This window comes from Streptomyces sp. NPDC088252 (genome assembly GCF_044740965.1).
Lineage (GTDB): Bacteria > Actinomycetota > Actinomycetes > Streptomycetales > Streptomycetaceae > Streptomyces.
In genome coordinates this window covers 516,035-542,225 of sequence record NZ_JBIURS010000002.1, presented here as the reverse complement: position 1 = coordinate 542,225, position 26,191 = coordinate 516,035, and the positions used below count along the sequence as shown (strand labels likewise).

25 protein-coding genes and 1 tRNA gene are annotated in these 26,191 nt (G+C 68.1%); 10 read left to right on the top strand and 16 right to left on the bottom strand.

What is annotated here, in order from left to right; genetic code table 11:
* Positions 1 to 15 precede the first annotated feature (15 nt).
* The 8 genes from pknB to ACIOHC_RS06180 all read right to left on the bottom strand — a co-directional run bounded on the left by pknB (position 16) and on the right by ACIOHC_RS06180 (position 9,809).
* Entirely contained in the window at positions 16 to 2,001 is a 1,986-nt protein-coding gene (gene pknB / locus ACIOHC_RS06215) for a Stk1 family PASTA domain-containing Ser/Thr kinase (RefSeq protein WP_351072018.1), read from the bottom strand.
* A 183-nt stretch (positions 2,002 to 2,184) separates the two neighbouring features.
* Positions 2,185 to 3,081, bottom strand: coding sequence for a hypothetical protein (locus ACIOHC_RS06210; protein WP_351072016.1), 897 nt, complete (start codon positions 3,079 to 3,081; stop codon positions 2,185 to 2,187).
* A gap of 170 nt (positions 3,082 to 3,251) precedes the next feature.
* Positions 3,252 to 3,575 (bottom strand): hypothetical protein, encoded by a 324-nt coding sequence (locus ACIOHC_RS06205; RefSeq protein WP_351072013.1) that lies wholly within the window; start codon positions 3,573 to 3,575, stop codon positions 3,252 to 3,254.
* 325 nt (positions 3,576 to 3,900) lie between these two features.
* A complete protein-coding gene (locus ACIOHC_RS06200) occupies positions 3,901 to 5,358 on the bottom strand; it encodes a penicillin-binding transpeptidase domain-containing protein (protein WP_351072010.1) in 1,458 nt (485 codons plus the stop codon).
* Positions 5,355 to 6,764 carry an FtsW/RodA/SpoVE family cell cycle protein gene (locus tag ACIOHC_RS06195; protein WP_351072007.1) on the bottom strand — a complete coding sequence of 470 codons (1,410 nt, stop codon included), beginning with the start codon at positions 6,762 to 6,764 and terminating at the stop codon, positions 5,355 to 5,357. The genes ACIOHC_RS06200 and ACIOHC_RS06195 overlap by 4 nt, the downstream gene beginning before the upstream one ends.
* A 23-nt stretch (positions 6,765 to 6,787) precedes the next feature.
* On the bottom strand, positions 6,788 to 8,281 hold the full coding sequence (locus tag ACIOHC_RS06190; protein WP_351072005.1) for a Stp1/IreP family PP2C-type Ser/Thr phosphatase: 1,494 nt from the start codon (positions 8,279 to 8,281) through the stop codon (positions 6,788 to 6,790).
* 129 nt (positions 8,282 to 8,410) lie between these two features.
* Positions 8,411 to 8,926, bottom strand: a complete 516-nt coding sequence (locus ACIOHC_RS06185) for an FHA domain-containing protein (RefSeq protein WP_351072003.1) — start codon at positions 8,924 to 8,926, stop codon at positions 8,411 to 8,413.
* Positions 8,927 to 8,936: 10 nt separating this feature from the next.
* A complete protein-coding gene (locus ACIOHC_RS06180) occupies positions 8,937 to 9,809 on the bottom strand; it encodes a DUF3662 and FHA domain-containing protein (protein WP_365689442.1) in 873 nt (290 codons plus the stop codon).
* 315 nt (positions 9,810 to 10,124) lie between these two features.
* Here ACIOHC_RS06180 and ACIOHC_RS06175 point away from each other — a divergent pair.
* The 3 genes from ACIOHC_RS06175 (at position 10,125) to ACIOHC_RS06165 (ending at position 12,867) form a co-directional block, all read left to right on the top strand.
* Positions 10,125 to 10,207 (top strand) — tRNA-Leu (locus ACIOHC_RS06175).
* Positions 10,208 to 10,457: 250 nt separating this feature from the next.
* Positions 10,458 to 12,179: a histidine kinase gene (locus ACIOHC_RS06170; RefSeq protein ID WP_365689443.1), complete on the top strand. Its 1,722-nt coding sequence runs from the start codon at positions 10,458 to 10,460 to the stop codon at positions 12,177 to 12,179.
* Positions 12,180 to 12,207: 28 nt separating this feature from the next.
* The gene (locus tag ACIOHC_RS06165; RefSeq protein ID WP_351071995.1) at positions 12,208 to 12,867 is read left to right on the top strand and encodes a response regulator transcription factor; all 660 of its coding nucleotides are present in this window, start codon (positions 12,208 to 12,210) and stop codon (positions 12,865 to 12,867) included.
* Positions 12,868 to 13,020: 153 nt separating this feature from the next.
* Here the strand turns inward: ACIOHC_RS06165 and ACIOHC_RS06160 are convergent, their stop codons facing one another.
* Entirely contained in the window at positions 13,021 to 13,632 is a 612-nt protein-coding gene (locus tag ACIOHC_RS06160; protein ID WP_401841650.1) for an FMN-dependent NADH-azoreductase, read from the bottom strand.
* A gap of 129 nt (positions 13,633 to 13,761) precedes the next feature.
* Here ACIOHC_RS06160 and ACIOHC_RS06155 point away from each other — a divergent pair, with 129 nt between their 5' ends.
* Positions 13,762 to 14,106 carry a helix-turn-helix domain-containing protein gene (locus ACIOHC_RS06155; RefSeq protein WP_351071990.1) on the top strand — a complete coding sequence of 115 codons (345 nt, stop codon included), beginning with the start codon at positions 13,762 to 13,764 and terminating at the stop codon, positions 14,104 to 14,106.
* 144 nt (positions 14,107 to 14,250) lie between these two features.
* Here the strand turns inward: ACIOHC_RS06155 and ACIOHC_RS06150 are convergent, their stop codons facing one another.
* On the bottom strand, positions 14,251 to 14,721 hold the full coding sequence (locus tag ACIOHC_RS06150; RefSeq protein ID WP_365689444.1) for a MarR family winged helix-turn-helix transcriptional regulator: 471 nt from the start codon (positions 14,719 to 14,721) through the stop codon (positions 14,251 to 14,253).
* A gap of 89 nt (positions 14,722 to 14,810) precedes the next feature.
* Between ACIOHC_RS06150 and ACIOHC_RS06145 the strand changes: the two genes are divergently transcribed.
* From ACIOHC_RS06145 to ACIOHC_RS06130, 4 genes are all read left to right on the top strand, one after another.
* The gene (locus tag ACIOHC_RS06145; protein WP_351071986.1) at positions 14,811 to 15,947 is read left to right on the top strand and encodes a hypothetical protein; all 1,137 of its coding nucleotides are present in this window, start codon (positions 14,811 to 14,813) and stop codon (positions 15,945 to 15,947) included.
* Between the two features lie 162 nt (positions 15,948 to 16,109).
* Positions 16,110 to 17,561 (top strand): DUF2252 domain-containing protein, encoded by a 1,452-nt coding sequence (locus tag ACIOHC_RS06140; RefSeq protein WP_365689445.1) that lies wholly within the window; start codon positions 16,110 to 16,112, stop codon positions 17,559 to 17,561.
* A gap of 58 nt (positions 17,562 to 17,619) precedes the next feature.
* Positions 17,620 to 18,588 carry a J domain-containing protein gene (locus ACIOHC_RS06135; RefSeq protein WP_401841645.1) on the top strand — a complete coding sequence of 323 codons (969 nt, stop codon included), beginning with the start codon at positions 17,620 to 17,622 and terminating at the stop codon, positions 18,586 to 18,588.
* A 46-nt stretch (positions 18,589 to 18,634) separates the two neighbouring features.
* The gene (locus ACIOHC_RS06130; RefSeq protein WP_351071978.1) at positions 18,635 to 18,979 is read left to right on the top strand and encodes a rhodanese-like domain-containing protein; all 345 of its coding nucleotides are present in this window, start codon (positions 18,635 to 18,637) and stop codon (positions 18,977 to 18,979) included.
* Between the two features lie 114 nt (positions 18,980 to 19,093).
* Here the strand turns inward: ACIOHC_RS06130 and ACIOHC_RS06125 are convergent, their stop codons facing one another.
* The 6 genes from ACIOHC_RS06125 to paaA form a co-directional block, all read right to left on the bottom strand.
* A complete protein-coding gene (locus ACIOHC_RS06125; protein WP_351071976.1) occupies positions 19,094 to 20,293 on the bottom strand; it encodes an acyl-CoA dehydrogenase family protein in 1,200 nt (399 codons plus the stop codon).
* A 138-nt stretch (positions 20,294 to 20,431) separates the two neighbouring features.
* On the bottom strand, positions 20,432 to 21,490 hold the full coding sequence (locus ACIOHC_RS06120; protein WP_401841642.1) for a 2Fe-2S iron-sulfur cluster-binding protein: 1,059 nt from the start codon (positions 21,488 to 21,490) through the stop codon (positions 20,432 to 20,434).
* Positions 21,491 to 21,997, bottom strand: a complete 507-nt coding sequence (paaD, locus tag ACIOHC_RS06115) for a 1,2-phenylacetyl-CoA epoxidase subunit PaaD (RefSeq protein WP_351071972.1) — start codon at positions 21,995 to 21,997, stop codon at positions 21,491 to 21,493.
* Positions 21,991 to 22,692, bottom strand: coding sequence for a 1,2-phenylacetyl-CoA epoxidase subunit PaaC (gene paaC, locus ACIOHC_RS06110; protein WP_365689447.1), 702 nt, complete (start codon positions 22,690 to 22,692; stop codon positions 21,991 to 21,993). Before paaC ends, paaD begins: the two co-directional genes overlap by 7 nt.
* Positions 22,689 to 22,979 carry a 1,2-phenylacetyl-CoA epoxidase subunit PaaB gene (gene paaB, locus ACIOHC_RS06105; protein WP_327368469.1) on the bottom strand — a complete coding sequence of 97 codons (291 nt, stop codon included), beginning with the start codon at positions 22,977 to 22,979 and terminating at the stop codon, positions 22,689 to 22,691. The genes paaC and paaB overlap by 4 nt, the downstream gene beginning before the upstream one ends.
* Positions 22,976 to 23,980 (bottom strand): 1,2-phenylacetyl-CoA epoxidase subunit PaaA, encoded by a 1,005-nt coding sequence (gene paaA, locus ACIOHC_RS06100; protein WP_401841640.1) that lies wholly within the window; start codon positions 23,978 to 23,980, stop codon positions 22,976 to 22,978. The genes paaB and paaA overlap by 4 nt, the downstream gene beginning before the upstream one ends.
* A 119-nt stretch (positions 23,981 to 24,099) precedes the next feature.
* Between paaA and ACIOHC_RS06095 the strand changes: the two genes are divergently transcribed.
* Together ACIOHC_RS06095 and ACIOHC_RS06090 are read left to right on the top strand one after the other, a co-directional pair.
* The gene (locus ACIOHC_RS06095) at positions 24,100 to 24,873 is read left to right on the top strand and encodes a DUF5819 family protein (RefSeq protein ID WP_401841637.1); all 774 of its coding nucleotides are present in this window, start codon (positions 24,100 to 24,102) and stop codon (positions 24,871 to 24,873) included.
* Positions 24,870 to 26,162 carry an HTTM domain-containing protein gene (locus tag ACIOHC_RS06090; protein WP_401841634.1) on the top strand — a complete coding sequence of 431 codons (1,293 nt, stop codon included), beginning with the start codon at positions 24,870 to 24,872 and terminating at the stop codon, positions 26,160 to 26,162. The genes ACIOHC_RS06095 and ACIOHC_RS06090 overlap by 4 nt, the downstream gene beginning before the upstream one ends.
* Positions 26,163 to 26,191: the final 29 nt, after the last annotated feature.

Genomic DNA, 26,191 nt, shown 5'->3' with positions numbered 1-26,191 from the left:
CGGTGCGGTTCGGGGTCAGTGCCGCCCGCCGGACGGGCCGCCGAAGATGTTGCCGTTCCCGTTGCCGCCTACTGTCGTGAGTGTGACGGGAGTGCTCGGGTCCACCTGGGTACCCGGCTGTGGGTCGATGCCGGAGACGATGGCGTTGTCGTCCGGGGAACTGCCGTTCGCGAACTGGATGTTCGTGAAGCCGGCCTGAGCCAGAAGCTGTTTGGCGTCGGAGACCTTCTTGGTCCTGACTTCGGGAACCGCTACCTGCGCCGGCTGCTGTGGTCCCTTCGAGACCGTCAACACGATCTGGGCGGTCAGCGGCTGCATCGAGTCCGCAGGCGGGTTCTGGCTGATCACCTGGCCCGCGGGCTTATCGGAATCGACGTCGGTCCTGGAGACGTTCTTGAAGCCCACGCCGTTGAGCTGCGCCACCGCGGCGTCGTAGTCCCGCTCGGCCACGTTCGGCACCTTCTGGGTGGCCTCCTTGGCGACCGTGATCGTGACCTCGGAGTTCTTCTCGGCCTTCGTGCCACCGTCAGGGTCCTGCTTGACGACCGTACCCGCGGTCTTGTCGGACTCGACCGCAGTGACGTTCACCGTGAAGCCCTTGGCCTCGAGGTCCTTGCGGGCGGTGTCCTCCGTCTTCTCCACGACGTCCGGGACCTCGACCTTGGGGGCACCGGTGGAGACGACGACCGTGACGGTGTCCTTCTCCGCCATCTTGTTGTCCGGGGTCGGGCTCTGGCTGCAGATCCTGCCCTTGGGCTGGTCCTCGCAGGGTTCGCGCGAGCCGACCTTGAGGACGACGCCGGCGGTGTCCGCGAGCTTCTGTGCTTCCTTCAGGGTCGAGCCGACCACGTTCGGCACATCGACCTTGCCGCTGTCGCCCTTGCCACTGAACACCGCCCGGCCGATCAGGATCGCACCGATCAGCACCAGGACGCCGGCGACGATCAACAGGATCGTCGAGGTGTTGTTCTTCTTCTGGCGACGCCGGTCCGGGCGGTCGTCGTAGCCGTAGCCGCCGTCGTCCGGGTTGACCGGGGGCAGCATGGACGTGGGCGCGCCGTTCTGGTCCGCGGCGCGCAGCGCGGTGGTGGGCTGGTCGTTGCCGTACCCCTCGTAGCCGCCGTAACCGGGCGCGCCCATCGCCGCAGTGGCGGCGACCGGCCGACCGTCGAGATAGGCCTCGATGTCGGCGCGCATCTCGTCGGCCGACTGGTAGCGGTAGTCGGGGTCCTTGGTGAGGGCCTTCAGCACGATCGCGTCCATCTCGGGCGTGATCTCGGGGTCGAAGTTGCTCGGCGGCTGAGGCTCCTCCCGTACGTGCTGGTAGGCCACCGCGACCGGGGAATCGCCGACGAACGGCGGCCGGACCGCCAACAGCTCGTAGAGCAGACAGCCGGTGGAGTACAGGTCGGAGCGCGCGTCGACCTGCTCGCCCTTGGCCTGCTCCGGGGAGAGGTACTGGGCGGTGCCGATGACTGCCGCGGTCTGGGTCATCGTCATACCGGAGTCGCCCATGGCGCGGGCGATACCGAAGTCCATGACCTTGACCTGGCCGGTGCGCGTCAGCATGACGTTCGCCGGCTTGATGTCACGGTGGACGATGCCCGCACGGTGCGAGTACTCCAGCGCCTGGAGGATGCCGACGGTCATCTCCAGGGTGCGCTCGGGCAGCAGCTTGCGGCCGGAGTGCAGAAGTTCCCTGAGCGTCGACCCGTCGACGTACTCCATCACGATGTACGGGATGGAGACCCCGTCGACGTAGTCCTCGCCGGTGTCGTAGACCGCGACGATCGCCGGGTGGTTGAGCGAAGCGGCGGACTGGGCCTCACGGCGGAACCGGGCCTGGAAGGACGGATCGCGGGCCAGATCGGCTCGCAGCGTCTTCACAGCTACGGTGCGGCCGAGCCGGGTGTCGTGTGCGAGGTAGACCTCGGCCATGCCACCACGACCGAGCACCGAGCCCAGCTCGTACCGGCCGCCGAGGCGACGCGGCTCTTCCATAGCGGTAGACCTCTCCCTGAACCGTCCACGTACGGGTGCCTGGAATACGGTACCCGTCGAGGCAAATCAAACCCGGCGCTGCCCGGAGCCGATACGCGACCGGTACAAACGGTCCTGCTCGGCGGGCGTCGGCGGGTGCGGGTCGTTGACATCCGCACGGGCCGTGCAGCGGCTCTGACCATGTCAGTTCAGAGATGATGCGGCTTTCACTACAGTCTCGTTGTATATGCGCAGTTTGTTTAATTGGTCGGTATTCTCATGGATTGAGCCGTTCTGGTAGTCCGTCTCCGTTGCGTACCAGACACCCACGACGTTGAACTTCTGCTTGCATTCCACGTCTGCCGTCGCTGTGGATTTCTCGGCAGTGGTCGGCGGTCCCGCGGCGGTTAATTCCTTCGCGGGGTCCATGGGCGTCTTGAAGTCGAAGCCCTTTTCCTTCATGCACCCGGACCAGGAAGCGAAGACCTTTTTGGCGCGCTGGTCTTCCATGGACCGTACGAAGCTTTCCTGGGAGAGGATCTGCGCGGCCATTCCATCGCCGATGTCCGGGGCACCCTCCGCCAGCTCTCGTTCCGCCGTGCCCACGCAACCGCGGTCGGAGTTCCCGAGAGTGGTCGCCTTCGGGCGTTCTCCCGGCTTGAGCCCGGTGAGCGCCTTGAATGCCTTGTCCGAGAGCCCCTTGTTCTCGGTCGGCGGCTTCTTCTGCGCGCTCGGATCACGTTCCGGTGGCAACCGGTACCCGTACGTGGCGGCGATCTTCGCGTCAGCGCTTCCGTAGCGCAACTCGATTCCGAGCGGTCCGGCCGGGGGGATGGGTTTTTCGGGAACGTAGTCGAATCCCTGCTCCCGCATGCATTTCTGCTTCAGCTCTTCGGTTGCCAGGAAAATTTGCCGGGACCGGGCACTGTCGATCATGTAGGTGTCGAGAGGAAGTTTCAGGTCCCGTGCCACTGGATTCTTGGGGATGGCCCGTACCGGCGCGGGATCCGCCTCCTCGACGACCGATGAGGCCCTTCGCGTGGGCTGGGCCGGGCCTTCCGCGTCGCCGCTGCTGCCGCACGCTGCCGCACGCTGCCGCACGCTGCCGCACCGACCATGAGAACGAGGGTCGTGGCGATCCGCCGGGTGATGGCCGGACGTGCGGTGGACCATCCTGCTGGAGCTGAGCGTGGCATTCCTGATTCGTGTCCCGGTCGCTGGGTGGGAACGACGCGTTGCCGCCGAGGCCGGCGGCAACGCGCCGACGGGCATTACGAAACGTACTGGGCGGACGCGTTGTTGTTCTTCAGCGTGCTGTTGAGCGGGCCGGCGTAGGAGCTGCTGAACACCTTGCCGAACGTCTGGTACGCACCCTGGTAGTTCGAGTTGTAGTAAATGCGGACGCTGCTGGAGTTGTTCCAGTTCACGATGTACGCCGCGTTGTTCTTTACGATCTGGGTGTAGCCACTGCCGTTGCCCCGGCACATGAAGTAGTCGTCACCGAAGCTGGGGTCGTTCCAGACCCACCCCTGCCATGCGCTGCTCTGGTTCGAGTTGAAGGAGAGCTCGTAGCCGCCCTTGTCCGCTCCGGACATGCAGGTGTCGGCAGCGGCCGGAGTGGCCGTCGTAATGGTGACGGCCGCAGCCGCGGAGACGCCGGCTATGAGCAGGGAAAAGCCTTCTTCATGTGGGTACCCCTCCCTGGACTGGCCAGTTTCGATGGAAAGCGCCGACCGTTTTGTGAACGGAATTCTTTGCCGTGTGCATCTCAACTGGTTGATCTTGGGGGCGTAACCAGCCCCGACCCCGCAGGGTAAGGAGTCCGCACTCGGTGTGACGGAGATCATGCGCGCACGCACTCGCACCCGGCCGTACGCGTACGACGACCGGGTGCGAGTGGGCAGGCAGGGTGCGAAAGGCTTACCTGCTGCGTGCCAGGACTGCCTTCATCACGTCCCGGGCGATCGGCGCGGCCAGGCCACCACCCGAGATGTCATCGCTGACCGCGGCGCCGTCCTCCACCACGACGGCCACGGCGACAGGGGATCCCGCCTTGGTCTTGGCGTAGCTGATGAACCAGGCGTACGGCTTCTCGCTGTTGTTGAGGCCGTGCTGGGCAGTACCGGTCTTGCCGCCGACCGTGACATTGGGGATCTGCGCGTTGCGGCCGGTGCCGTTCTGGACCACGGTCTCCATCATCTGCTGGAGTTTCTGAGCGTTCTCGGCCGAGAGCGGCTGGCTGAACTGCTCCTTCTCGTGGGTGTAGATCACGTCCAGATTGGGTGCCTGGCGTTGGGCGACCATGTACGGCTGCATCAGCTTGCCGTCATTGGCGACCGCGGCGGCGACCATGGCCATCTGGAGCGGGGTGGCACGGTTGGAGGCCTGCCCGATGCCCGCCATGGCGTTCTGCGGCCGGTTGTCCTTCGGGTAGACGCTCGCGACGGCGCGGACCGGAGTGAAGATCTCCTTGTTGAAGCCGAACTTGTTCGCTTCCTCGATCATCTTGTCGTTGCCGAGGTCGTCGCTCATCTTGCCGAAGACGGTGTTGCAGGAGATCCGAAGCGCCTCGCGGAGCGAAGCGTTCTCGCACGGGATGTTGCCCTCGTTGGCGAGGTTGTCGGTGGACAGCGGCAGCCGCCAGGGCAGCGGGGAGTCCGTCTTGGCGTCGATGTCGGAATGGAGGCCGTTCTCCAGGGCTGCGGCGGCCGTCACGACCTTGAAGGTCGAACCGGGCGGGTAGGTCTCGCGCAATGCCCGGTTGAGCATCGGCTTGTCCTTGTCGTTCAGGAGCTCCTGCCGCGCCTTGCTGTCCTTGTTGGAGTTGCCCGCGAAGACCGAGGGGTCGTACGAGGGGGTGCTGGCGAGGGCGAGGATCGCGCCGGTCCGGGGATCGAGGGCGACCACCGCTCCCTTCTTGTTGCCGAGCCCCTTGAAGGCGGCTTTCTGGGCGTCGCCGTTGAGAGTGGTGACGACGTTGCCGCCCTGCTTCTTCTCGCCCGTGAACATCGACAGCGTGCGGTTGAAGAAGAGCTGGTCGTCGTTGCCGGTGAGGATGCCGTCCTCAAGGCTTTCGAGCTGTGTCGCGTCGAAGGCCTGCGAGGAGTAACCGGTGACAGGGGCCCACATGGGGCCGTTCTTCCAGACCCGCTTGTACTTGAAGTCGCTGCCCTTGGTCTCGACGGAACCCGTGACGGGGTTGCCGTCGACGATGATGTTGCCGCGCTCGTGTGCGTAACGCTCGATGCGGACGCGGCGGTTCTCGTCGCGGCTGTTCAGTTCGTCGGCGCGGACGTACTGAAGGTAGTTGGTCCGCACGAGCAGGGCGAGGATGAGGACGCCACAGAAGATCGCGATCCGGCGGAGGGGCTTGTTCAAGGTCGGACCACCTGGGTCATCTCGGCGTCGGAGGACGGGGCGGGGGCCGGGGCGGGGCGACGGGCGGTGTCGCTGATCCGGATCAGAATGGCGATCAGCGCCCAGTTGGCCAGCACGGACGAGCCACCGTACGCAAGGAACGGCATGGTCATACCACTCAGCGGGATGAGCCCCATGACACCGCCGGCGACGACGAAGATCTGGATGGCGAAGGCGCCGGAGAGGCCGATCGCGAGGAGCTTACCGAAGGGGTCACGAGCGGCAAGAGCCGTGCGGATGCCCCGTTCGACGATCAGGCCGTAGATCAGCAGGACGGCCATCATCCCGGCCAGACCCAGCTCCTCGCCGACGGTGGCGAGGATGAAGTCGGCGTTGGCGGCGAACATGATCAGGTCGGAGTGGCCCTGTCCCAGTCCGGTGCCGAGCGTGCCGCCGGAACCGAAGGCCATCAGCGACTGGGCGATCTGGTCGCTCTGCGCCATCGTCGCCTTGGCGAACGGGTCGAGCCAGGCGTTCACCCGGGACTGCACGTGCGGCTCGAAGGACGCCACGCCCACTGCGCCCACCGCGGACATCAGCAGACCGAAGACGATCCAACTGGTCCGCTCCGTGGCGACGTACAGCATCACCACGAAGAGGCCGAAGAACAACAGTGAGGTGCCGAGGTCGGTCTCGAAGACCAGGATCAGGATCGACAGGGCCCAGATGGCGAGGATCGGTCCGAGGTCGCGTCCGCGTGGCAGATAAAGCCCCATGAAGCGTCGGCTGGCCAGCGCCAGCGCGTCACGTTTCACCATGAGATAGCCGGAGAAGAACACCGCGATCAGGATCTTGGCGAACTCTCCGGGCTGGATCGTGAACGGGCCGAGGCTGATCCAGATCTTCGCGCCGTTAACCGCGGGAAAGAACATCGGCAGGATCAACAGGACCAGCGCCACGGCCATCGAGATGTAGGTGTAGCGCTGAAGAATGCGATGGTCCTTGAGGATCACCAGCACAGCGACGAAGAAGGCCACGCCAATAGCTGAGTAGAGCAGCTGCTTGGGGGCGTCGGGGCTGTACGACCCGTACAGATACTCCGCACGTTGGATCAGCCTCGGCGACTGGTCCAGCCGCCAGATCAGCACCAGCCCCAGGCCGTTGAGCAAGGTCGCCAGCGGCAGCAGCAGCGGGTCCGCGTACGGCGCGAATTTGCGCACCACGAGGTGGGCGACGCCGCCGAGCAGGATGAGCCCACCCCCGTATCCGAACATGCCGGACGGGAGCTTGCCGTCCATGGCGAGTCCGACATTGGCGTACGCGAACACCGAGATGGCGATGGCGAAGACCATCAGGCCCAGCTCGGTGTTGCGGCGGCTCGGTGCGTCGATCGCGCCGATCGTGGTCGTGTTGGTGACAACGCTCATGGTGCTGAAGGCCCCCTACGGCTTTACTGCTTACCGCACTGCGGGACCAGCTTTTTCTCTTCCTCCGAGAGGCTGGGACCAGGAGTGGGAGTTGCGGTCGGCTTGGTCTTGGTGGTACCGGACGTCTTGGTGACGTCCGAGCCGGTACCCCGGGCTTGGCCCTCGTCGGAGCCGGCCTTCTCGGCCGCACGTCGCTGGGCGTCCTTCTTGCAGGCGGATGCCTGGACAGCGAGTTCGCTGATCTTTTCGCGGGCGGAGGCGATGTCGCCCTCGGCGATGGTCGCCTTGACCTGCTTGCGCTGGTAGGGCGGGAGGTACTTGAGTTCGATCTCGGGGTGGTCCTTCTCGACCTCCGAGAGCGAGACCCACGCCAGGTCCTGGCTGATGCCGCGGAACAGCGCCACGTGTTCGTTCTTCGCGCCGACGTAGAACTGGTTCTGTGTCCAGCGGTACCCGCCGTAGAGACCACCGCCGAGGACGGCGAGCGTGAGCACGATGTAGAAGGACCTCTTGAGCCACTTGCGGCCGCCACCGGGCTTGACGAAGTCGTCGTCGGTGTAGGCGTCGAAGGAGCCGTCCGGCATCCCGTCGTAGCCGACGCCGTCGCCGCTTCCGGGCGGGCCGAAGCCACCCGCGGGCGGCTGGACGGGGCGGCCGAGGCCGGCCGCTCGTCCGGCGGGTGTCTGCATGGCGGCTGTGCTTTCGGCGGCAGTCATCTGTGCAGCCTGGTTCTCGGCGACCGCGCCGACGATGACCGGGGTGTCATTGAGCTGTCCGGCCAGGGTGTCGTTGCTGTCGACATCGAGGACGTCGGCGACGATGCAGGTGATGTTGTCCGGGCCGCCGCCGCGCAGAGCGAGCTGGATCAGCTCCTGGATGGTCTCCTGGGGGCCCTGGTAACTGGCGAGGGTCTCTTCCATCGTCTGGTGGGAGACGACGCCGGAGAGCCCGTCGGAGCAGATCAGGTAGCGGTCGCCGACCCGGACCTCACGGATGGAGAGATCGGGTTCGACGTGGTCGCCACTGCCCAGCGCACGCATCAGCAGGGCGCGCTGCGGGTGCGTGGTGGCTTCTTCCTCGGTGATCCGGCCCTCGTCCACCAACCGCTGCACCCAGGTGTGGTCCTGGGTGATCTGGGTGAGTACGCCGTCGCGCAGCAAGTACGCGCGGGAGTCGCCGACATGGACGAGGCCGAGGCGCTGGCCGGTCCACAGCAGGGCGGTGAGCGTGGTGCCCATGCCTTCGAGCTGGGGGTCCTCCTCGACCATCATGCGCAGCTGGTCGTTGGCACGCTGGACCGCCGTACCGAGGGAAGTGAGGATGTCCGAGCCCGGGACGTCGTCGTCGAGCTGGACGAGTGTGGAGATCACCTCGGAGCTGGCGACCTCGCCGGCTGCCTGGCCGCCCATGCCGTCGGCGATGGCGAGAAGGCGCGGACCGGCGTAGCCGGAGTCCTCGTTGCCTTCCCGGATCATGCCCTTGTGCGATCCGGCGGCGAAGCGCAGGGAAAGACTCATACGCACCTCGCCCGTCGGCTCGGGGTACAGCCGGTCTCGAGCCACACTGCCCACCCTCCGGTCGGGAGCCGGGCCGGGTCCGTTGCCCGGGCCGCCGCGACTCGCTCGCTCCGCTCGCTCATTGTCGTACTACTTCCGCAGCTCGATGACGGTCTTGCCGATCCGGATCGGCGCGCCCAGCGGAACAGGTGTCGGGGTGGTGAGTCGGGTCCGGTCGAGATACGTGCCGTTGGTGGACCCGAGATCCTCGACGATCCACTGGCCGTCACGGTCGGGGTAGATCCTGGCATGCCTGCTGGACGCGTAGTCGTCGTCCAGGACGATCGTTGAGTCGTGGGCCCGGCCCAGCGTGATGGTCTGTCCCTGGAGCGCCACCGTGGTGCCGGTGAGGGTGCCCTCGGAGACGACCAGCTTTGTGGGTGCCCCCCGGCGCTGGCGGCCGGGCTGTTGGCGTTGCTGCGGCGGTGCCGCGGAATTCTGGCGCGCCTGGGGCGGTCGTGCGTCGGTCGCGGTGCGGCGTGAGCCGCGCTGCGTGACGCGCGTTCCGAACAGGTCGCTGCGGATGACCTGGACGGCCACGATCACGAACAGCCACAGAACAGCCAGGAAACCTAGCCGCATGACCGTCAGGGTCAGCTCTGACATTGCCCCCGCTTCACCCTTCGGCTTGCCGGTAAACGATGGTGGTGCTGCCCACGACGATCCGCGAGCCGTCGCGGAGCGTAGCGCGGGTTGTGTGCTGCCCGTCCACCACGATGCCGTTGGTGGACCCGAGATCCTGGATCGTCGAGGGCGTTCCGGTCCGGATCTCACAGTGCCGACGCGATACGCCGGGGTCGTCGATCCGCACGTCGGCTTCGGTGCTGCGTCCCAGCACCAGCGTCGGGCGGGAGATCTGATGGCGGGTGCCGTTGATCTCGATCCAGCGCCGCACCTGCGTGTTCGGCAGGGGGCTGGGTCCGGCCGGCGGGTGCCGGTCGGAACTGGGTGCTCCGGGCCTGCCGGCGCCCGGCGGCGGGGCCGCGGGCATGGGCGGGGCGGAGCTGGGCGGGTAGCCGTAGCCGCCGGTGGGCTGCGGGGTCCGCCCCGGGCCCGGGTAAGGGGGCTGGCCCTGCTGTCCCGGCCGGCCCTGGGGCTCCTGCTGCTGTGACGAACTCGACGCCAGGGTGCGGCTGCGTACCCGGTAGAGCCCGGTGTCGAGGTCGTCGGCCTTTTCCAGATGGACCTTGATGGGGCCCATGAAGGTGTACCGCTGCTGCTTGGCGTAGTCGCGGACCAGGCCGGAGAGTTCGTCGCCCAACTGGCCGGAGTACGGGCTGAGTCGCTCGTAGTCGGGGGTGCTGAGTTCGACGATGAAGTCGTTGGGGACGACGGTCCGCTCGCGGTTCCAGATCGTTGCGTTGTTGTCGCACTCGCGCTGGAGGGCTCCCGCGATCTCGACCGGCTGGACCTCGGACTTGAAGACCTTGGCGAAGGTGCCGTTGACCAGACCTTCGAGACGCTGCTCGAAACGCTTCATGACTCCCATGGGGCACCTCCTCCGTTGTAGTCGTCCCTGTACTGCTTACTGATCGTATCCACGCGTCGGGAAATCGGCTGGTTCCCCTTGTCTGCCCTGTGGATGAGTGTCACCTCTCACACGGATCGTAGAGGCGGCCTCCTGACAGTGTCCCGCACCAGGGGTGCACTGAGGAGGAGTGGGGGCTGCCGTTCGGCGTTCCCGGTTCCCGCCAGGCCTTCGGTGAAACAACGGATGTGAATCCACCCTGTCCAGCGTGCTAATCTTCCGGATGTCGCCAGGCGCTCGCACCAAACAGTGAGAGAGTCTGGAAACACCACTCTTGCGCGAGTGGCGGAACGGCAGACGCGCTGGCTTCAGGTGCCAGTGTCCTTAGGGACGTGGGGGTTCAAATCCCCCCTCGCGCACAAGAGAGAAGCCCCACAGGCCCAACGGCCCGTGGGGCTTCTTCGTTCCCCGGTGGACACCGATATTTCGTCGATGGTCGGCCACGTCCGTCGGCGCCGGGGTGCCGGTTGGCGTTCGTCGGTGTTCCTGGGTGCCCCGGGGCTTCTGTGCGGCGGGCGGGGGCTCAGCGGGGTGCGGGCTACTTTCGTCGTGGGTGGATGCGACGAAAGGGGGGCGCCGTGAGCCTGGGGGCTGCCTAGGGTGCGGGGCGTGTATGCGATATCGAAGCTCCGGGCCGGGTGGCAGTGGTGTGCGGCACCCGAACTGTGGTCCCGGCGCAGGACGGCCGGGGAGGCCGTGCTGGCCGTGGTGCTCGGGCTGCTCGCCGCCGGGACGGAAGAACTGATGCGCAGCGGTGAGCTGAGACTGTGGACGGTCTCGGCCCTGGTCGTGGTGCTGTCCCTGATGAGGCGACGGCTGCCGGTGACCGTGCTGGTGGCCACGGCAGCCCTGGCCGGGCTTTTCGATGGCTTCGCGCCGCTGCTGATGGTGGTGGCGTGGAGTTCCGGGCGTCGGATCGCCGGAGCCGGGCGGGCTCTGGGGGCCTTCACTGCTGCCTACGCGGTCTACGTCGGTCTGTCCGTCGTGGTGAACTGGGCCGGATTGCGGCCGCTGACCCAGGTGCTGTTCACCACCCTCTACTTCCTGGCGACGACACTCGTGCCCGGCCTCGCCAGTCGCTACTGGACGCAGCGCCGGACGCTGCTGCACGCCCTGCAGGAACGTAATGCCCAGCTCGTCCGGGAGCGGGTCATGATCGTCGGGCAGGCGCGACTCATGGAGCGCCAGCGGATCGCTCAGGACATGCACGACAGCCTCGGCCACCGGCTGGCACTCATCTCTGTCCATACAGGAGCGCTGGAGGTCGACCGCGAGCTGACGGCGCGGCAGCGGGAAGTGGTCGGAGTGCTGCGGGACGCCTCGGTCCATGCGATGCACGAGCTGCGCGAGGTCGTCGGCATCCTCCGCGACGGTGTCGAGAGGCCGTCGCAGGGCGGTGAGGGCGGGCAGCCCACGGCGCGGGGCACGGCGGGCATCGAGGAGCTGACAGCGACGGCGCGGGCCGCCGGCAGCGATGTGGAGCTTCGTCGTACGGGAACGGTCCGGACGCTTGCGGCGGCCTCGGACCATGCGGCGTACCGGATCGTCCAGGAGGCATTGACCAACGCGTACAAGCACGCGCCGGGTGCGGAGATCAAGGTCGAGCTGCGCTACGAGCCCGATTCCTTCGTCGTCGAGATCGTCAATGGTCCACAGCGGCAAGCGCGGCCGGCGGGCGAGGTGGTCAGCGGCGGCCAGGGGCTGCCCGGTCTGCACGAGCGGGCCCGGCTGGTCGGCGGCATGGTGCACACCGGCCGGATCGAGGGAGGCGGCTTCAGGGTGGCCGGTGTGCTTCCGTACGGCGCCGAGGGCATGCCTGGCGGGATGTCGGTCACGCCGATGGTTGACGCGGAGGACGACTTCCGGCAGCAGTCGCAGGGGGTCCTGCGGGGGAACGCTGGTCCGGTCATGGACGGGACTGTTTCCGAACGGGAGTTGGCGATGAGCGGCAGCGGAAGGAAGACAGGCGGCGGGGTCGCGCTGGGCTGTGGGATAGGAGCGGGAGCCCTGGTGCTCCTGGTGCTGGCCGGTGGCTTCGGTCTGTACCTCATGGTGAAGGAGATGGACAAGGCGATGATCGACCCGAGTCAGTACCGGTCGATCAGGATCGGCACGGCGGAGGACGAGGTGCGGGAAGAGCTGCCCGCGGGGGATACATTCATAGCGGCCGGGCTGGACGGCGAGGGGCCCGAGAAGCCGGCCGGGTCACGGTGTCTGGTTCTCATGTCCTCGGAGACGGGTGCGAACATCAACACCGAGCCGGTGTTCCGGTTCTGTTTCCGGGACGGCAAGCTCATCGAGAAGAGGTCCTACGAGATCGCCAGTAGGTGAGGCGTCCGGGACGAGCACGGGGGTACGAGTGACGGGTCGGCCGATCAGAGTCGTCATCGCTGACGACGAGCCCCTCATCAGGGCCGGGATACGCATGATCCTCACCTCGGACCGTTCCATCGAGGTCGTCGCGGAGGCGACGAACGGGCGGGAAGCCATCGAGTTGGTCCGTGCCCATGCGGCGGACGTGGTGCTGCTCGACATCCAGATGCCGGTGATGGACGGGCTCACGGCGCTGGCGGAACTGCGAACGGCGGCGCCGACGGCGCGAGTGATCGTGCTCACCACGTTCGGCGAGCGGGAGAACGTCCTGCGGGCGCTGGAGCAGGGGGGTGCCGGATTCCTGCTCAAGGACACCGCCCCGACCGAGCTGATCCAGGCGGTGCGGGCGGCGGCTGCCGGAGACGCCTATCTTTCGCCCGGTGCCACCCGTCATGTGGTGGATCAGCTGACCCTGGGACGGGCGGCGGTCCGGGGTGAAGAGGCGCGGCGGCGGGTGGCGGCGCTGAGCGGGCGTGAGTGCGAGGTGCTGGCGCTGCTCGGGGAGGGGCTCTCCAACGCGGATGCAGGACGGCGGCTGCACATGAGCGAGGCGACGGTGAAGACCTATGTGAGCCGGATCCTGGCGAAGCTGGGGTGCGAGAACCGGGTGCAGGCCGCGTTGCTGGCGAGGGATGCGGGGCTCTAGAAGGCCGCGGGGCGGGCTCGGGGGGTTGGGCCGTGTTTCACGTGAAACGCCCGATTGGAAGCGTTCCCGCGTGTGGGAAGTGTGCTCGTGTGCACGAGGGGGCCGGGGCGTCCGGAGTCGTTGACCGCCGGGCCCCGGCCCTCCTCGAACGGTTCAGGCGACGAGGCGGATGGCGAGAGCCTTGGCCTTCTCCGCAGCCGCGGCGAACGCCTTGTCGCGGGAGGCGTCGGCGAGCGGAATGAGGTCGGCCATCTCGGGCTTGGACCGGGCCAGCGTCAGTTCCGGAACGATGAAGTCGACCTCGGCACCGAACATGCTCGTCAGCAGCTTCTCCAGGTAGTTCTGGACGAACTCCGCATCCTCGCGCGGGGTGCCGGCGGCGTACGAGCCGCCACGGCTGGCGACGACGGTGATCGGGGTGCCCGCCACGGGGCCGTCCGGGCCCGCGTTGTGGCCGACGATGATCACTTGGTCGAGCCAGGCCTTCAGCGTGGACGGAATGCTGAAGTTGTACATCGGGGCGCCGATCAGGACGGCGTCCGCCGCCGCCAGCTCGTCTGCGAGCTCGCGGCGCAACGGGTCCTCGGCGCCGGCGGCGACAGCCGCGGCGCCCAGGTGGGGCAGCGGGGCGGCGGCGAGATCGCGGTAGACCACCTGCCCGTCGGGGTGCTGCTCGCGCCAGGCCTGCACGAAGGCGGCGCTGACGTCGCGTGATGCGGAGCCCTCGGGGAAGACGGCGGAATCGATATGCAGGAGTGTGGCCACGGGGGTCTCCACGGATGTCTGGGAGTGGCGGCGCACCGATGTGGTGAGCCTCTTTTTTATGCGTACCTAGTAATAACACAGGGGCTTACTATTCGTAAGCTTCGCACTCTGGCACAGTACCCTGGGTGTATGGCGGAGCACAGCGAGCAGGCGTGTCGGCGGGTCGATGTGGGCATCACCCGCGTGTTCGAGCTGTTCGGCAAGCGTTGGACGGGGCCGATCGTCTCCGTGCTGATGCAGCAGCCGGTGTACTTCGCGGATCTGCGGCGGGCGATTCCGGGCATCAGTGAACGCATGCTCTCGGACCGGCTTTCGGAGCTGGGTGCGGCCGGACTCGTGGTCCGAGAGGTCGACGAGGGGCCACCGCTGCGGGTCTCGTACCGTCTGACCCGGGCGGGTGCCGCGATGGAGCCCGCGCTCAAGGAGCTTGCTCACTGGTCCAGGACGTATTTGTCCTCCGATGGCCACTGTTGAGGCGCGCCCGGACGGTGCGGGTCGTTCGTTCGGGCCATGTCGGGCTCGCGTGCCCCGACGATCCGGTCTGATCCGGGCGAAGGGCCTTGGAGCGGCTTGAGGATGTGCGCTTGGGGTGAGTGGTTCGCGCGCTGTTCTGCCGGCTCAGGTCTTCGGTGCGTGCGGGGTGATTGTGCTCGTGCCGCCTGCCGAGTTGTAGCGCAGCAGGTACTCCGCGAACCTGGCGAGATCGTCCGCCGTCCAGTCCGCGAGGCGCTCCTGGTAGGCGGCCCGGCGGCTGGCCTGCGTCGAGGCGAGCGCCTGGGTTCCGGCCTCGGTGGGGTGCAGTACCTGGATGCGGTGGTCGTCCGGGTCGGGGTGGCGCTCGATCAGCCCCAATTTCTCCAGGGCGCCGATCTGTCGGCTGACTGTTGATTTGTCCAGCATGTAGTGCGCGGCCAGATCCGTAGCGCGGCAGCCTTTCCGGTCGTCGATGTGGGCCAGCAGTGTGTAGGAGACCAGGGGCAGCTCCGGGTGGAGGCGGGCCGCTGCGGCTCGCGCGCGGCGGGCGAAGGCGGTGAGCTCGCGCTGGATGACGTCCAGCGATTCTTCGCGTTCTCCGGGAGTGCCTGGCACTGATCCGCCTTCCTTCGCCTTCCTCGAGATTTCAGTTGTATAGTACAACAGATTAAGAGTTGTAAAAGCCAACTATTGGAGTGTTCCGCATGTCCTCAGGCCCGAGTGCCGCCGCCGGCTCCACCGCCGCAGCCCTGCGTCATGTGCTGAGCCATCTCGTCACACCACTGCTGATGTGCATCGGCATGGGGCTCGCCTACCTCGGGGCGTTCCACGCCCCCGAGCCGCATGATCTGCGGGTGGACGTGGTCGGATCCGGGCCGAGTGCGCGAGTACTCGCGCAGACACTGCAGGACAAGGGTGACGGGGCGCTGAGCGTGCGCACGGTCCCCGATCGCGCGGCCGCCGGGATCAACCTGAGGGACCAGGCGAGTTACGGCGCCTACCTGCCGGGGAAGCACCCCGAGCTGCTGGTGGCGAGCGCGTCCTCCGACACCAGCGCCACGGTCGTCGAGAAGGTCTTCACCAAGGTCGCGGCCGAGCAGGGGCACCCGCTGAAGGTGACCGACACCGCACCGACGGCCGCGGGCGATCCGACCGGCCAGGGCATCTTCTTCCTGTTGGTCGCGGTGAGCATCGGCTCCTACGCGTCGGTCGCGGTGATCGGCGGCGCGGGCGCGGTGCTGGGGCTGCGGATCAGGGCCGCACTGGCGGTCGCCGCATCCCTGGTGGTGAGCGTGATCGGGGCGGTTTTCGCCGGCCCGATGTTCGGCCTCGTGGATCACGGGCTCGGCGGTCTGTGGGCGATGGCATGGCTCTACTCGGCGGGCATTCTGCTGATAGGCGTCGGGCTGCACACCTTCCTCAAGCGGTGGACGACGCTCGGCGTGATGGTGCTCTTCGTGATGCTCAACTTCACCAGCTCGGGCGGCATCTTCCGGCCCGAACTGCAGCCCGGGTTCTTCGGTGCGCTGCACTCGTTCTGGAACGGTGCGGGCTTCGTCGAGGGCGTACGCAGCCATGTGTACTTCGGCGGACACGCGCTCGGCCGGCAGGTGCTGGTGCTGGCGCTCTGGTTCGTGGTGGGTCTGGCGGTGATGGGCCTGGCGGGGGCGGCCGAGGCGAAGCGGCGGAAGACCGCGACGGAGATGGCTCCCGCCCTCGCCGGATCCGTCGAGGCCGGGGGAGCGCAGGGACGGGGGCGGCACGTCAGGGCCGAAGCCCCGACCGGGGCGGGCGGTGCGGAAGAGCTGGAGGAAGAGCTGGAAGAAGCCGTCGCCGTCTGACCAGGGCAGAGAGTTGTCCGAACCACGTTGTCCACAGGTCGGTCGGTGAGTTCTCCACAGAGGCGGACGGCTTTCGGCGGACGGCGGTACCTTCGTCGCAATTGATCTGCGACAGGGCATCGGGCCAGGAACGCAGGACGAGGACGGGGGAGGCCGCGCGCCATGGGCGAAATCGAAGCGACAGTGCCTGTTCAGCGGGGTGTTGCAGGAGGTCCGCGCATTCCGGTCGTGCCCGGATTCGCGCGGCGAGCGGCTGTGGCGGGCGGAAGCGCGTCGCAGTCGCCCAAGGGGGCGGGCAAGGCGCTGCGCGAGAGGGTGCCACGGGCCTCTCACTCCTCCCTGGTCCTTCCGGCGGGCCGGCCCGATGCCGTGCGGGCGGTCGAGGAGTCCAGTCGGGGCAGGGTGCCCGCTCTCGCCCCGATCCGGGTCGGGCGGATGGCGGCCACACCGTTCGCCTTTCTGCGCGGCTCGGCCGGGCTGATGGCCCATGACCTGACGGGCTCACCGGTCAGCGGGGTGGGCGCGCAGCTCTGCGGCGATGCGCACGCGGCGAATTTCGGGTTGTACGGCGATGCGCGGGGCAGCCTGGTCATCGATCTGAACGACTTCGACGAGACCGTCTTCGGCCCCTGGGAGTGGGACCTCAAGCGGCTCGCGGCCTCGATGGTGCTTGCCGGCCGGGAGGCCGGGGCGGACGAGGACACCTGCCGCCGGGGCGCGTACGACACGGTGGGCGCGTACCGGCGGACGATGCGACTGCTGGCCAGACTGCCCGCGCTCGACGCCTGGAACGCCATCGCTGACGAGGAGTTGGTCTCACACACGGACGCGCGGGATCTGCTCGGCACCCTGGAGCGGGTCTCGGAGAAGGCACGCAACAACACCAGCGCCCGTTTCGCGGCCAAGTCCACCGAGGACTCCGGGGACGGCGGACGCCGCTTCGTCGATGCGCCGCCGGTGCTGCGGCGGGTGCCGGACGAGGAGGCGGCGGCGGTGGCGGCGGGGCTCCGCGACTACCTGGGCACGATCTCCGAGGACCGGGTGCCGCTCCTCGCCAGGTACGCGATCCACGATGTGGCGTTCCGGGTGGTCGGCACGGGGAGCGTCGGCACCCGGTCGTACGTGGTGCTTCTGCTCGATCACCGGGGTGAGCCCTTGGTCCTGCAGGTGAAGGAGGCACGGCCCTCCGCGCTGGCTCCGTATCTGCCGGCTGTCGGGTTCGATGTGCCGGAGGTGGCGCACGAGGGACGCCGGGTGGTGCTCGGGCAGAAGCGGATGCAGGTCGTCAGCGACATCCTGCTGGGGTGGGCCACCGTCGGCGGGCGGCACTTCCAGGTGCGGCAGTTCAGGAACCGGAAGGGCAGTGTGGATCCGGCGGCTCTGACGGCCGACCAGGTCGACGACTACGGCAGGATGACGGGTGCGCTGCTCGCACGGGCCCATGCGCACAGCGCGGATCCACGGCTGATAGCGGGCTACTGCGGCAAGAACGAGGAGCTGGACGAAGCGGTGGCGGCGTTCGCGGTGATGTACGCGGACCGTACCGAGTCGGACCACGCGGAGTTGGTGCGGGCCGTCGGAGCAGGGCGAATAGCCGCCGAAACGGGCGTGTGAGGGACATCGGGCCGACCGTGCGTCCTCGGGGCGTGGGTGGTGGCCATACGCTGGACGGGTGACCCACGAAGCCGCCGGGGTGCCGACCACCCGGAACGACGAAGACCGGCAGGACAACGACCGGCAGCACGAGCACCACGAGCAGGATGCGCACCATGTGCGGCCGGGCGGTGCTGGTGCCGGTTCCGAGGCGGACGCTGCCGCTGGAACTGCCGAGGAGACGGGCGGGGCTGCCGGCGGGACCGCCGATGGGGCCCGGCCCGAGGCTCGGCTCGCCAAGGCCGTGCGGGCGGCGGAGCAGGCGCTGATCGAATTCGAGATCGCGGTGGAGACCTTCCGGGTCGAGGTCGAGAATTTCTCCCGGTTGCACCATCAGAAGCTCGGGCCGATGTACGCCCGCCTCGATGAGCTCGATGCCCAGATCGCCGAGGCCCGCGCTGCCCGGACCGGTGACCCCGAGGACCTCCGCAAGGCACAGGAGGCCCGGGCTATCGTGATGCCGATGCCGGGCGTCGACGAGTTGTTCCACGACTGGATCGACTCGGACGGGCTGTCCCCCGAGGCGGCGGCGATGCTGACCGAGCAGCCGGTCCGGCCGCCCAAGCGGGTCCGGCCGACCGAAGAGGCGCGCAAGCTCTATCGCGAGCTGGCGCGCAAGGCCCACCCGGACCTGGCACAGGACGAGACGGAGCGGGCACGCCGGGAGGAGTTCATCACCCGCGTCAACGCCGCCTATGGGCGCGGGGACGAGGCGCTTTTGACGGAGCTGGCGCAGGAGTGGGCGTCGGGGCCGGTGGTGCCGGAGGCCGAGCTGAGCGAGAGCGAGGAGCTCTACGCCCGGCTGAACTGGCTGACCCAGCGCAAGGAACTCCTCACGGTGCTCGCCCGGGAGCTTGAGGAGAGTGCTATCGGAGCCATGCTGCGGATGGCACCCGACGATCCGGACCGGCTGCTCGACGAGATCGCCGATCAGCTGCTGGGCGAGGTCTCTCAGCGAGAGGCGGAGCTGGTAGGTCTGGTGCAGTAGCGTTCCTGGTGACTTTGGAGCGTACGTACGAGAGAAGGCATGACCCATGAATTTCGCCCCGCTGCCCTCGATGGACGTTGCGGCGGTTCCGTCGGACGGCTTCGTGCTGGATGTCCGGGAGGACGACGAATGGGCGGCCGGTCATGTCGAGGGCGCCCTGCACATCCCGATGAGCGACTTCGTGGGGCGCTTCGGTGAGCTGACCGAGGCTGCCGAGGACGGTCGGCGCGTACATGTGATGTGCCGGGTCGGTGGCCGGTCCGCCCAGGTCACCCAGTACCTGGTGCAGCAGGGCATCGACGCCGTGAACATCGACGGCGGGATGCTCGCCTGGGACGGCGCCGGACGTCCGATGGTCACCGACAACGGCTCCGCTGCCTTCGTCCTCTGAGCCCGGATGGCTGACCGGCCGCCGGGGCACCGGTACTCACGGCCGGTGCCTGCCGAGGTCACGGCGGACGGCCGAGGTCACGGCGGACGGTGTCGATCGAGGTCCTGGGCGGGTTCAGCCGAGGAGGTGCGCGGCCAGCAGGTCGCCCAGCGCTTCCTCGTGCGCAGCTGCCGGACCGAGGGCGAGCTCGATCTGCTTCGCCCAGGCATGGAAGCGGTGCAGCGGATAGTCGGTGTCTGCGCCGAAGCCCCCGTGCAGATGCTGTGCGGTCTGTACGACCCGGCGGACACCGTCCGAGGCCCAGATCTTCGCCACGGCGATGTCGCCCTCGGCGGGAAGCGCGCCGTCGGCCCCGGTGGAGATCCGCCAGGCCGCCTGCCAGAGCGTCACTTCCATGGCGCGCAGGTCGATGTATCGGTCCGCGGCCTGTACGGCGACGGACTGGAAGGTCGCGACCGGAAAGCCGAACTGTTCGCGCTTGCCGGTGTAATCACTCGTCATGGCGAGTACGGCCTCACCCAGGCCGAGCGCCAGCGCGCAGGTCCCCGTGGTGAGCAGGGCGCGCAGCCAGTCCCAGGCCCCGGCGGCGTCCATCAGCGCACGGTTGTCGATCCGCACCGAGTCCAGCCGGACCTCGGCGAACAGCTCGCCACTGGTGGAAACCTGCTCGACCAGCGCGACGCCGACGGAGGTGGGCCGGATCAGGGCGACAACGGTTCGGCCCTCGCCCGTGTGGGCGGGAACCGCGATCCAGTCCGCGGCCTGTGCCCAGGGCACCCCTGACTGCACGCCGTCGAGCACCCAGCCCGCAGTGTCATCGGCGGCATCCGTGGGGGCCTTGCCAGATCCCTCGCCGGACGGGTCGTTCGTCGTGGGAACGACCCGGCGGGCGGTGACCGCGAGTTCGGCCGGATCGTGGCCGGAGCGGCCGTTGGCCCCGACGGTGAGGACCAATTCGCCCCGGCCGACCCGGGGGAGCAACTCGGCGGCCAGCCCGCGGTCGCCGTAGCGCTGGAGCGCCATCGCGACCGCACAGGTCTCCAGCAGCGGCACCCGTGCAAGCACCCTGGCGGATTCGCGCAGCACCAGACAGAGCGCGACGAGATCGAGCCCGGCGCCGCCGTGCTGCGGCGACAGTGTCAGGCTCAGCAGGTCGCCCGCCGCGAGCCCGGCCCACAGGGGTCGGTCGATGTCCTCGGACACCGCGCCCGGTACGAGAGCGGGGCTGGGCACCCCGTCCGGCGCAACGCCCGAGAAGACCGCTCTCGCCGCTTCCGTTGCTGCCTGCTGTTCCTCGGTGAAGGTGAAGTCCACTGCCCTGGCCTCCCGCCAACAGGTGCCCTTGTGACCGGACCTGACGGTTCGTCAAGATAGAACAGGTTCTACGAGAAGGGAACAGGCAGAGGTACGGGCTGTGAGGGGGGAGGGGGAGGAGCGGGCCGGGGGGTGTGGTCAGCGGTCGAAGTCGAGCTCCACCTCCGTAGTGACCGGATGGGACTGGCACGCCAGCACATAGCCGGCACCCGTCTCTTCGGGTTCCAGCGCGAAGTTGCGGTCCATCCGCACCTCGCCCGAGACCAGGAACGCCCGGCAGGTCCCGCACACACCACCCTTGCAGGCGTACGGTGCGTCGGAGCGGCTGCGCAGCACGGTTTCCAGCAGTGATTCGCCGTCCTGCACCGGCCATGTGCCGGAGCGGCCGTCCAGGGTCGCGGTGAGTCTGCTGTGAGCCGGTGTCTCGGCCCGGGTCCGGGCAGGCGCGTTCGGGCCGTCGTCCACATGGAAGATCTCCTGGTGGATACGGGTCCGGTCCACGCCCAGGCCGTGCAGTGCGCTTTCGGCCGCCTGGACCAGCCCGAACGGCCCGCACAGATACCAGCCGTCCACCTCTGTCACCGGGAGCAGCGAGGGCAGCAGTCCGGTGAGCCGGTACCGGTCCAGTCGGCCGGACGGAAGACCTGCCTGCTGCTCCTCCCGGGAGAGCGCCGTCACCAGCTGGAACCGGTCAGGGTAACGGTCCTTGAGGTCGGCGACCTCGTCCAGGAACATCGTCGAGACCGCGGTCCGGTCGCTGCGGATCAGACAGAAACCGGCGTCGGGCTCCCGTGCCAGCAGTGTCGCCGCGATCGACAGCACCGGTGTGATCCCGCTGCCTCCGACGATCGCCGCGAAACGTCCGGCGCGCGGTGTGAGCACGAAGCGGCCCATCGGAGGCATCGCCTCCACCAGGTCACCGACGGCGAGCTCCTTCAGCGCGTAGGTGGAGAACACGCCGCCGTCGACGAGCCGAATCCCCACCCGCAGTACCGGATCGGTTGGTTCCTCGATGGCCGGCGAACAGATCGAGTACGAGCGGCGGATCTCCTCGCCGTCGACGGCGTAGCGCACATTGAGGTGCTGTCCCGGTTTGTGTCGGAAGGTCTCGCGAAGCTCGGGCGGCACGGCGAGGGTGATGGCCACCGCATCGTCCGTGAGCCGTTCGATCGCGCGGACCCGGAGCGGATGGAACATCTACAACTCCTTGAAATGGTCGAACGGTTCGCGGCACGTCACGCACCGGCGCAGTGCCTTGCAGGCGGTGGAGGAGAACCGGCTCAGCAGCTCCGTATCGGTCGAGCCGCAGTGCGGGCAACGCACCGAGAGCGTGAGCGGCACCGGGCCGCCCGCGGGGACCCCGACGCCGTGCGGGCGCGGGGGCGCGATGCCGAACTCGGCGAGCTTGCGCCGACCTTCCGCGCTGATGTCGTCCGTGGACCAGGCCGGCGAGAGCACCGTGACCACGGAGACCTCCGGTATGCCGTGGTCATGCAGCACTCGCTCGATGTCGGCGGACATGGCCTCGATCGCCGGACAGCCGGTGTAGGTCGGGGTGAGACGCACGGTCACCCTGCCGGGTGCGAGCACCTCCACGCCCCGGAGTACGCCCAGCTCGTCCAGAGTCAGCACGGGCAGTTCCGGATCGGGCACGGAGCCCGCGATCCGGTGCAGCTCCTCCTCCAGGAGTGTCTCGGTCACCATGACGCCCCCGGGTGGCTGCGATGCAGATGCTGCATCTCGGCGATCATCCGGCCGAAGGGTTCGGTGTGGATGCCCTGACGGCCCGCGCCCGCCGTCCACGCTCCGGACTGCGGACCGTCCGGCACGGTCAGCGTGGCCTGCTCCAGCACCGTGGTGACGGACTCCAGCCAGCCGCTGCGCAGCGACTGCCAGTCGATCTCCACACCCTCGACGGGCTGGAACAATTCGCCGGTGAACCGCCACAGCGCGTCCACCGCGCGCTGCATCCGCTCGTGGCTCTCGGTCGTGCCGTCGCCGAGCCGCAGTGTCCAGTGCTCCGCGTGGTCCTGGTGGTACGCGACCTCCTTGACCGCCTTCGCCGCCAGGCCGGCGAACGGGCCGTCACCGGCCGACAGCTGCTCGTACAGCAGTCGCTGGTAGCCGGAGAAGTAGAGCTGGCGGGCGATGGTGTGGGCGAAGTCGCCGTTCGGCTGCTCGACCAGTTGGACGTTGCGAAAAGCGCGTTCCTCACGCAGATACGCCAGCTCGTCCTCGTCCCCGACGAGGGAGAGCAGCACTCGGGCCTGCCCCAGCAGGTCCAGGGCCATGTTGGCCAGGGCCACTTCCTCTTCCAGTACCGGGGCGTGACCGGCCCACTCCCCCAGCCGGTGCGAGAGCACCAGCGCGTCGTCGCCCAGGGCGAGAGCCGCGGTCACAGGTGCTTCACCCCTTCCGGGATCTCGTAGAACGTCGGGTGCCGGTAGGGCTTGTCACCGGCCGGCTCGAAGAAGGAATCCTTCTCGTCCGGCGAGGAGGCCGTGACCTGTGCGGACGGGACCACCCAGATGGAGACTCCCTCGGAGCGGCGCGTGTACAGATCGCGCGCGTTGCGCAGGGCCATTTCCGCGTCCGGGGCGTGCAGGCTGCCCGCGTGGGTGTGGGACAGCCCGCGGCGCGAACGGACGAACACCTCCCACAGCGGCCATTCGGTCGAGCTGTTCATGCCGCCGCCTCCCCGTTCCTCGGTGCTGTGTGCTTCTCGGCGTACGCGGTCGCCGCGTCCCGGACCCAGGCCCCCTCCTCGTGCGCCCGGCGGCGCTGGGTGAGGCGCTGCTCGTTGCAGGGGCCGTTGCCCTTGAGGACTTCCTGGAACTCCTTCCAGTCGATCGATCCGAAGTCGTGCTGTGCGCGCTCCTCGTTCCACCGGAGATCCGGGTCAGGAAGGGTGAGCCCCAGTGTTTCGGCCTGTGGGACACAGATGTCCACGAAGCGCTGCCGCAGCTCGTCGTTGGAGTGCCGCTTGATCTTCCAGGTCATCGACTGCGCCGAGTGCGCCGATGCGTCGTCCGGTGGACCGAACATCATCAGGGACGGCCACCACCAGCGGTTCACCGCGTCCTGCGCCATTTCGTGCTGTGCCGGGGTGCCGCGGCTGAGGGCGAGCAGCAGCTCGTACCCCTGGCGCTGGTGAAAGGACTCCTCCTTGCAGATGCGCACCATCGCCCGGGCGTACGGGCCGTAGGAGCAACGGCAGAGCGGTACCTGATTGGTGATCGCGGCGCCGTCCACCAGCCAGCCGATCGCTCCGACGTCCGCCCAGGTCAGCGTGGGGTAATTGAAGATCGATGAATATCTCTGGCGGCCCGCGTGGAGCTTGTCGAGCAGTTCCTCACGGCTGGTGCCGAGTGTTTCCGTGGCGCTGTACAGGTAGAGCCCGTGTCCGGCCTCGTCCTGAACCTTGGCCATGAGGATCGCCTTGCGGCGCAGCGAGGGTGCCCGCGAGATCCAGTTGGCCTCCGGCTGCATTCCGATGATCTCGGAGTGGGCGTGCTGGGCCATTTGCCTGACCAGCGAGGCGCGGTACGCATCCGGCATCCAGTCACGGGGCTCGATGCGCTCGTCCGCCGCGACCGCGGCGTCGAAGCCCGCCTCCAGGGCCTCGTCCGCCCCTTCGGGCCCGCCTGCTCCCGCCTGCGCCGCCTGGCTCGCAGTCACTGCCGTCATCCCGGACTCCCTACCGACCGACCGATCGTTCGGTTCAATGTCTTCAATGGTGAGTCGGCGGCCCGTAGGGTGTCAACCCTGTGGATGACGGACCGGGGATCGACGGGGATCGGGGCGGGATGGATTCGTACGACGACAGGGGCGTCGAAGGCGGGAACGGGAGCACCGGGCCGGGGCCGGGGCGGGGCGAGAAAACGGCGTCCGACGTCGTTCAGGCTCCGGGACCGGGGCCGGGGCCGGGCGCCCGCGCCGGCATGGCCGCCCTGTCGCTTCCGTACCAGATCGCCGCCGCGATCGCGCTGTCCGTCATCGGGCTGGTCGCCTGCGTTCAGCTGGCCATGGTGTTCCTCCATGTCGCCCCCTCCAACACGCTGACGAAACAGCACGGCGAAGCGGTCGACGAATGGATCTACCCCGAGTTCGAACAGAACTGGAAGCTCTTCGCTCCGAATCCGCTTCAGCAGAACGTGGCCGTTCATGTGCGGGCCGAGATAGTCGGCGCCGACGGCCGCCGCACCACACCCTGGATGAGCCTTTCCGCCGAGGACGGCCGCGCGATACGCGGCAATCTGCTCCCCAGCCACATCCATCAGAACGAGCTGCGTCGCGGCTGGGACTTCTACATCGGCTCCCACGACAACGAGAACCGGGCGAACGGCCTGCGCGGTGAGCTGTCCGAGCGCTACATGCGCCGAATAGCGATGGCGCGCCTGAGCGAGCACGACTACGGCGGCACCGTCGAGCGCATCCAGATCCGTTCCGAGACGCGGTCGGTGGGGGCGCCCGACTGGAGCCAGGAGAAGATCAGTACGAAGCCGTCCTACCGAGTGCTGCCCTGGTGGACCGTAAGCCCCGCCGACCTTCCCGAGAACGCCGAGGGGGCGGGCAAATGAGTATGTTCGCCTTCGATCGCAAGCTCGCCCGCGGCATCCAGCGCATCACCTCCTCGGCTCTCGGCCCGTACCAGAGCGCCGTCATCCGGATCGGATTCTCCGCCACCTATCTGCTGTTCCTGCTGCGCGAAGTGCCGCATCGCCACGCGATGTACGGCCCCGACGGCCCATGGGGCTGGGACATGGCGAAGCAGCTCATATCGGGCAATCAAGCCTTCACCACGCTCATGTGGTCGGACAGTGCGGTCTGGTTCGAGATCGTGTACGCGGTGGCACTGCTCTCCGCCGCGCTGCTGATGGTCGGCTGGCACACCCGTGCCACGTCGGTCCTGTTCATGGTCGGGGTGCTCTCCCTCCAGAACCGCAGCATCTTCATGGGTGACGGCGGCGACAACGTCATCCATCTCATGGCGATCTACCTCGTGCTGACGCGCTGCGCACAGGTCTGGTCGTTGGATGCCCGGCGCGCTGCTCGTGCGGCCCGTGCGGCGGAGACGGATGGCGGAGCAGAAGCGGGTGAGGACGCGGAAGCGGCAGTGGATGCCGGTGATCCTCGGCGCTCGGCGCGGGGGGACGTGGCCGGTCCGGTTCTTTGGGGACTGCTGGGCCTGGTCCTGATCGTGGCCACCGTGACGGACGGCCTCGGCGGTACCTGGTGGCTGCCGGTTCTCTTCTGGATCCTCTGGGTCGGCCAGGGCGTCTGGTGGGCCGTGAACCGCCGCGCGCCGCACAGCGAGGCGCGCACTCTGCTCGACGTCATCGCCAACCTCGCTCACAATGCGACCCTCGTCGTGATCATGGCCGAGGTCTGTCTGATCTATGCGACGGCGGGTTGGTACAAGATCCAGGGGTCGCGGTGGCAGGACGGCACGGCGCTGTACTACCCGCTCAAGCTCGACTACTTCACGCCCTGGCCCGCGCTGTCGGACATCCTCGCCTCCAACAGTGTGATGGTGATGCTGCTGACGTACGGCACGGTCGTCGTGCAGGTCGCCTTCCCCTTCACGCTGTTCAACCGGCGGGTCAAGAACATCCTGCTCGTCGTCATGATGTGCGAGCACGCCGGAATCGCCCTGCTGCTCGGGCTGCCCTTCTTCTCGATGGCGATGATCGCCGCCGACTCCGTCTTCCTGCCGACCGTCTTCCTCGTGTGGCTCGGCGGCCGGGTGACGTTCGGGCGGGAACTGCTGTTCTCGCGCCAGGGCAAGGTGCCCGGGCCGCGGCGGGCCGTCGATGACGAGGAGGCCCCGCAGCACAGCGGCGACGGGGGCCATACGCTCGTCGGGTGAGTAGTGAGAGCGGCAGCAGCACTGGTGGC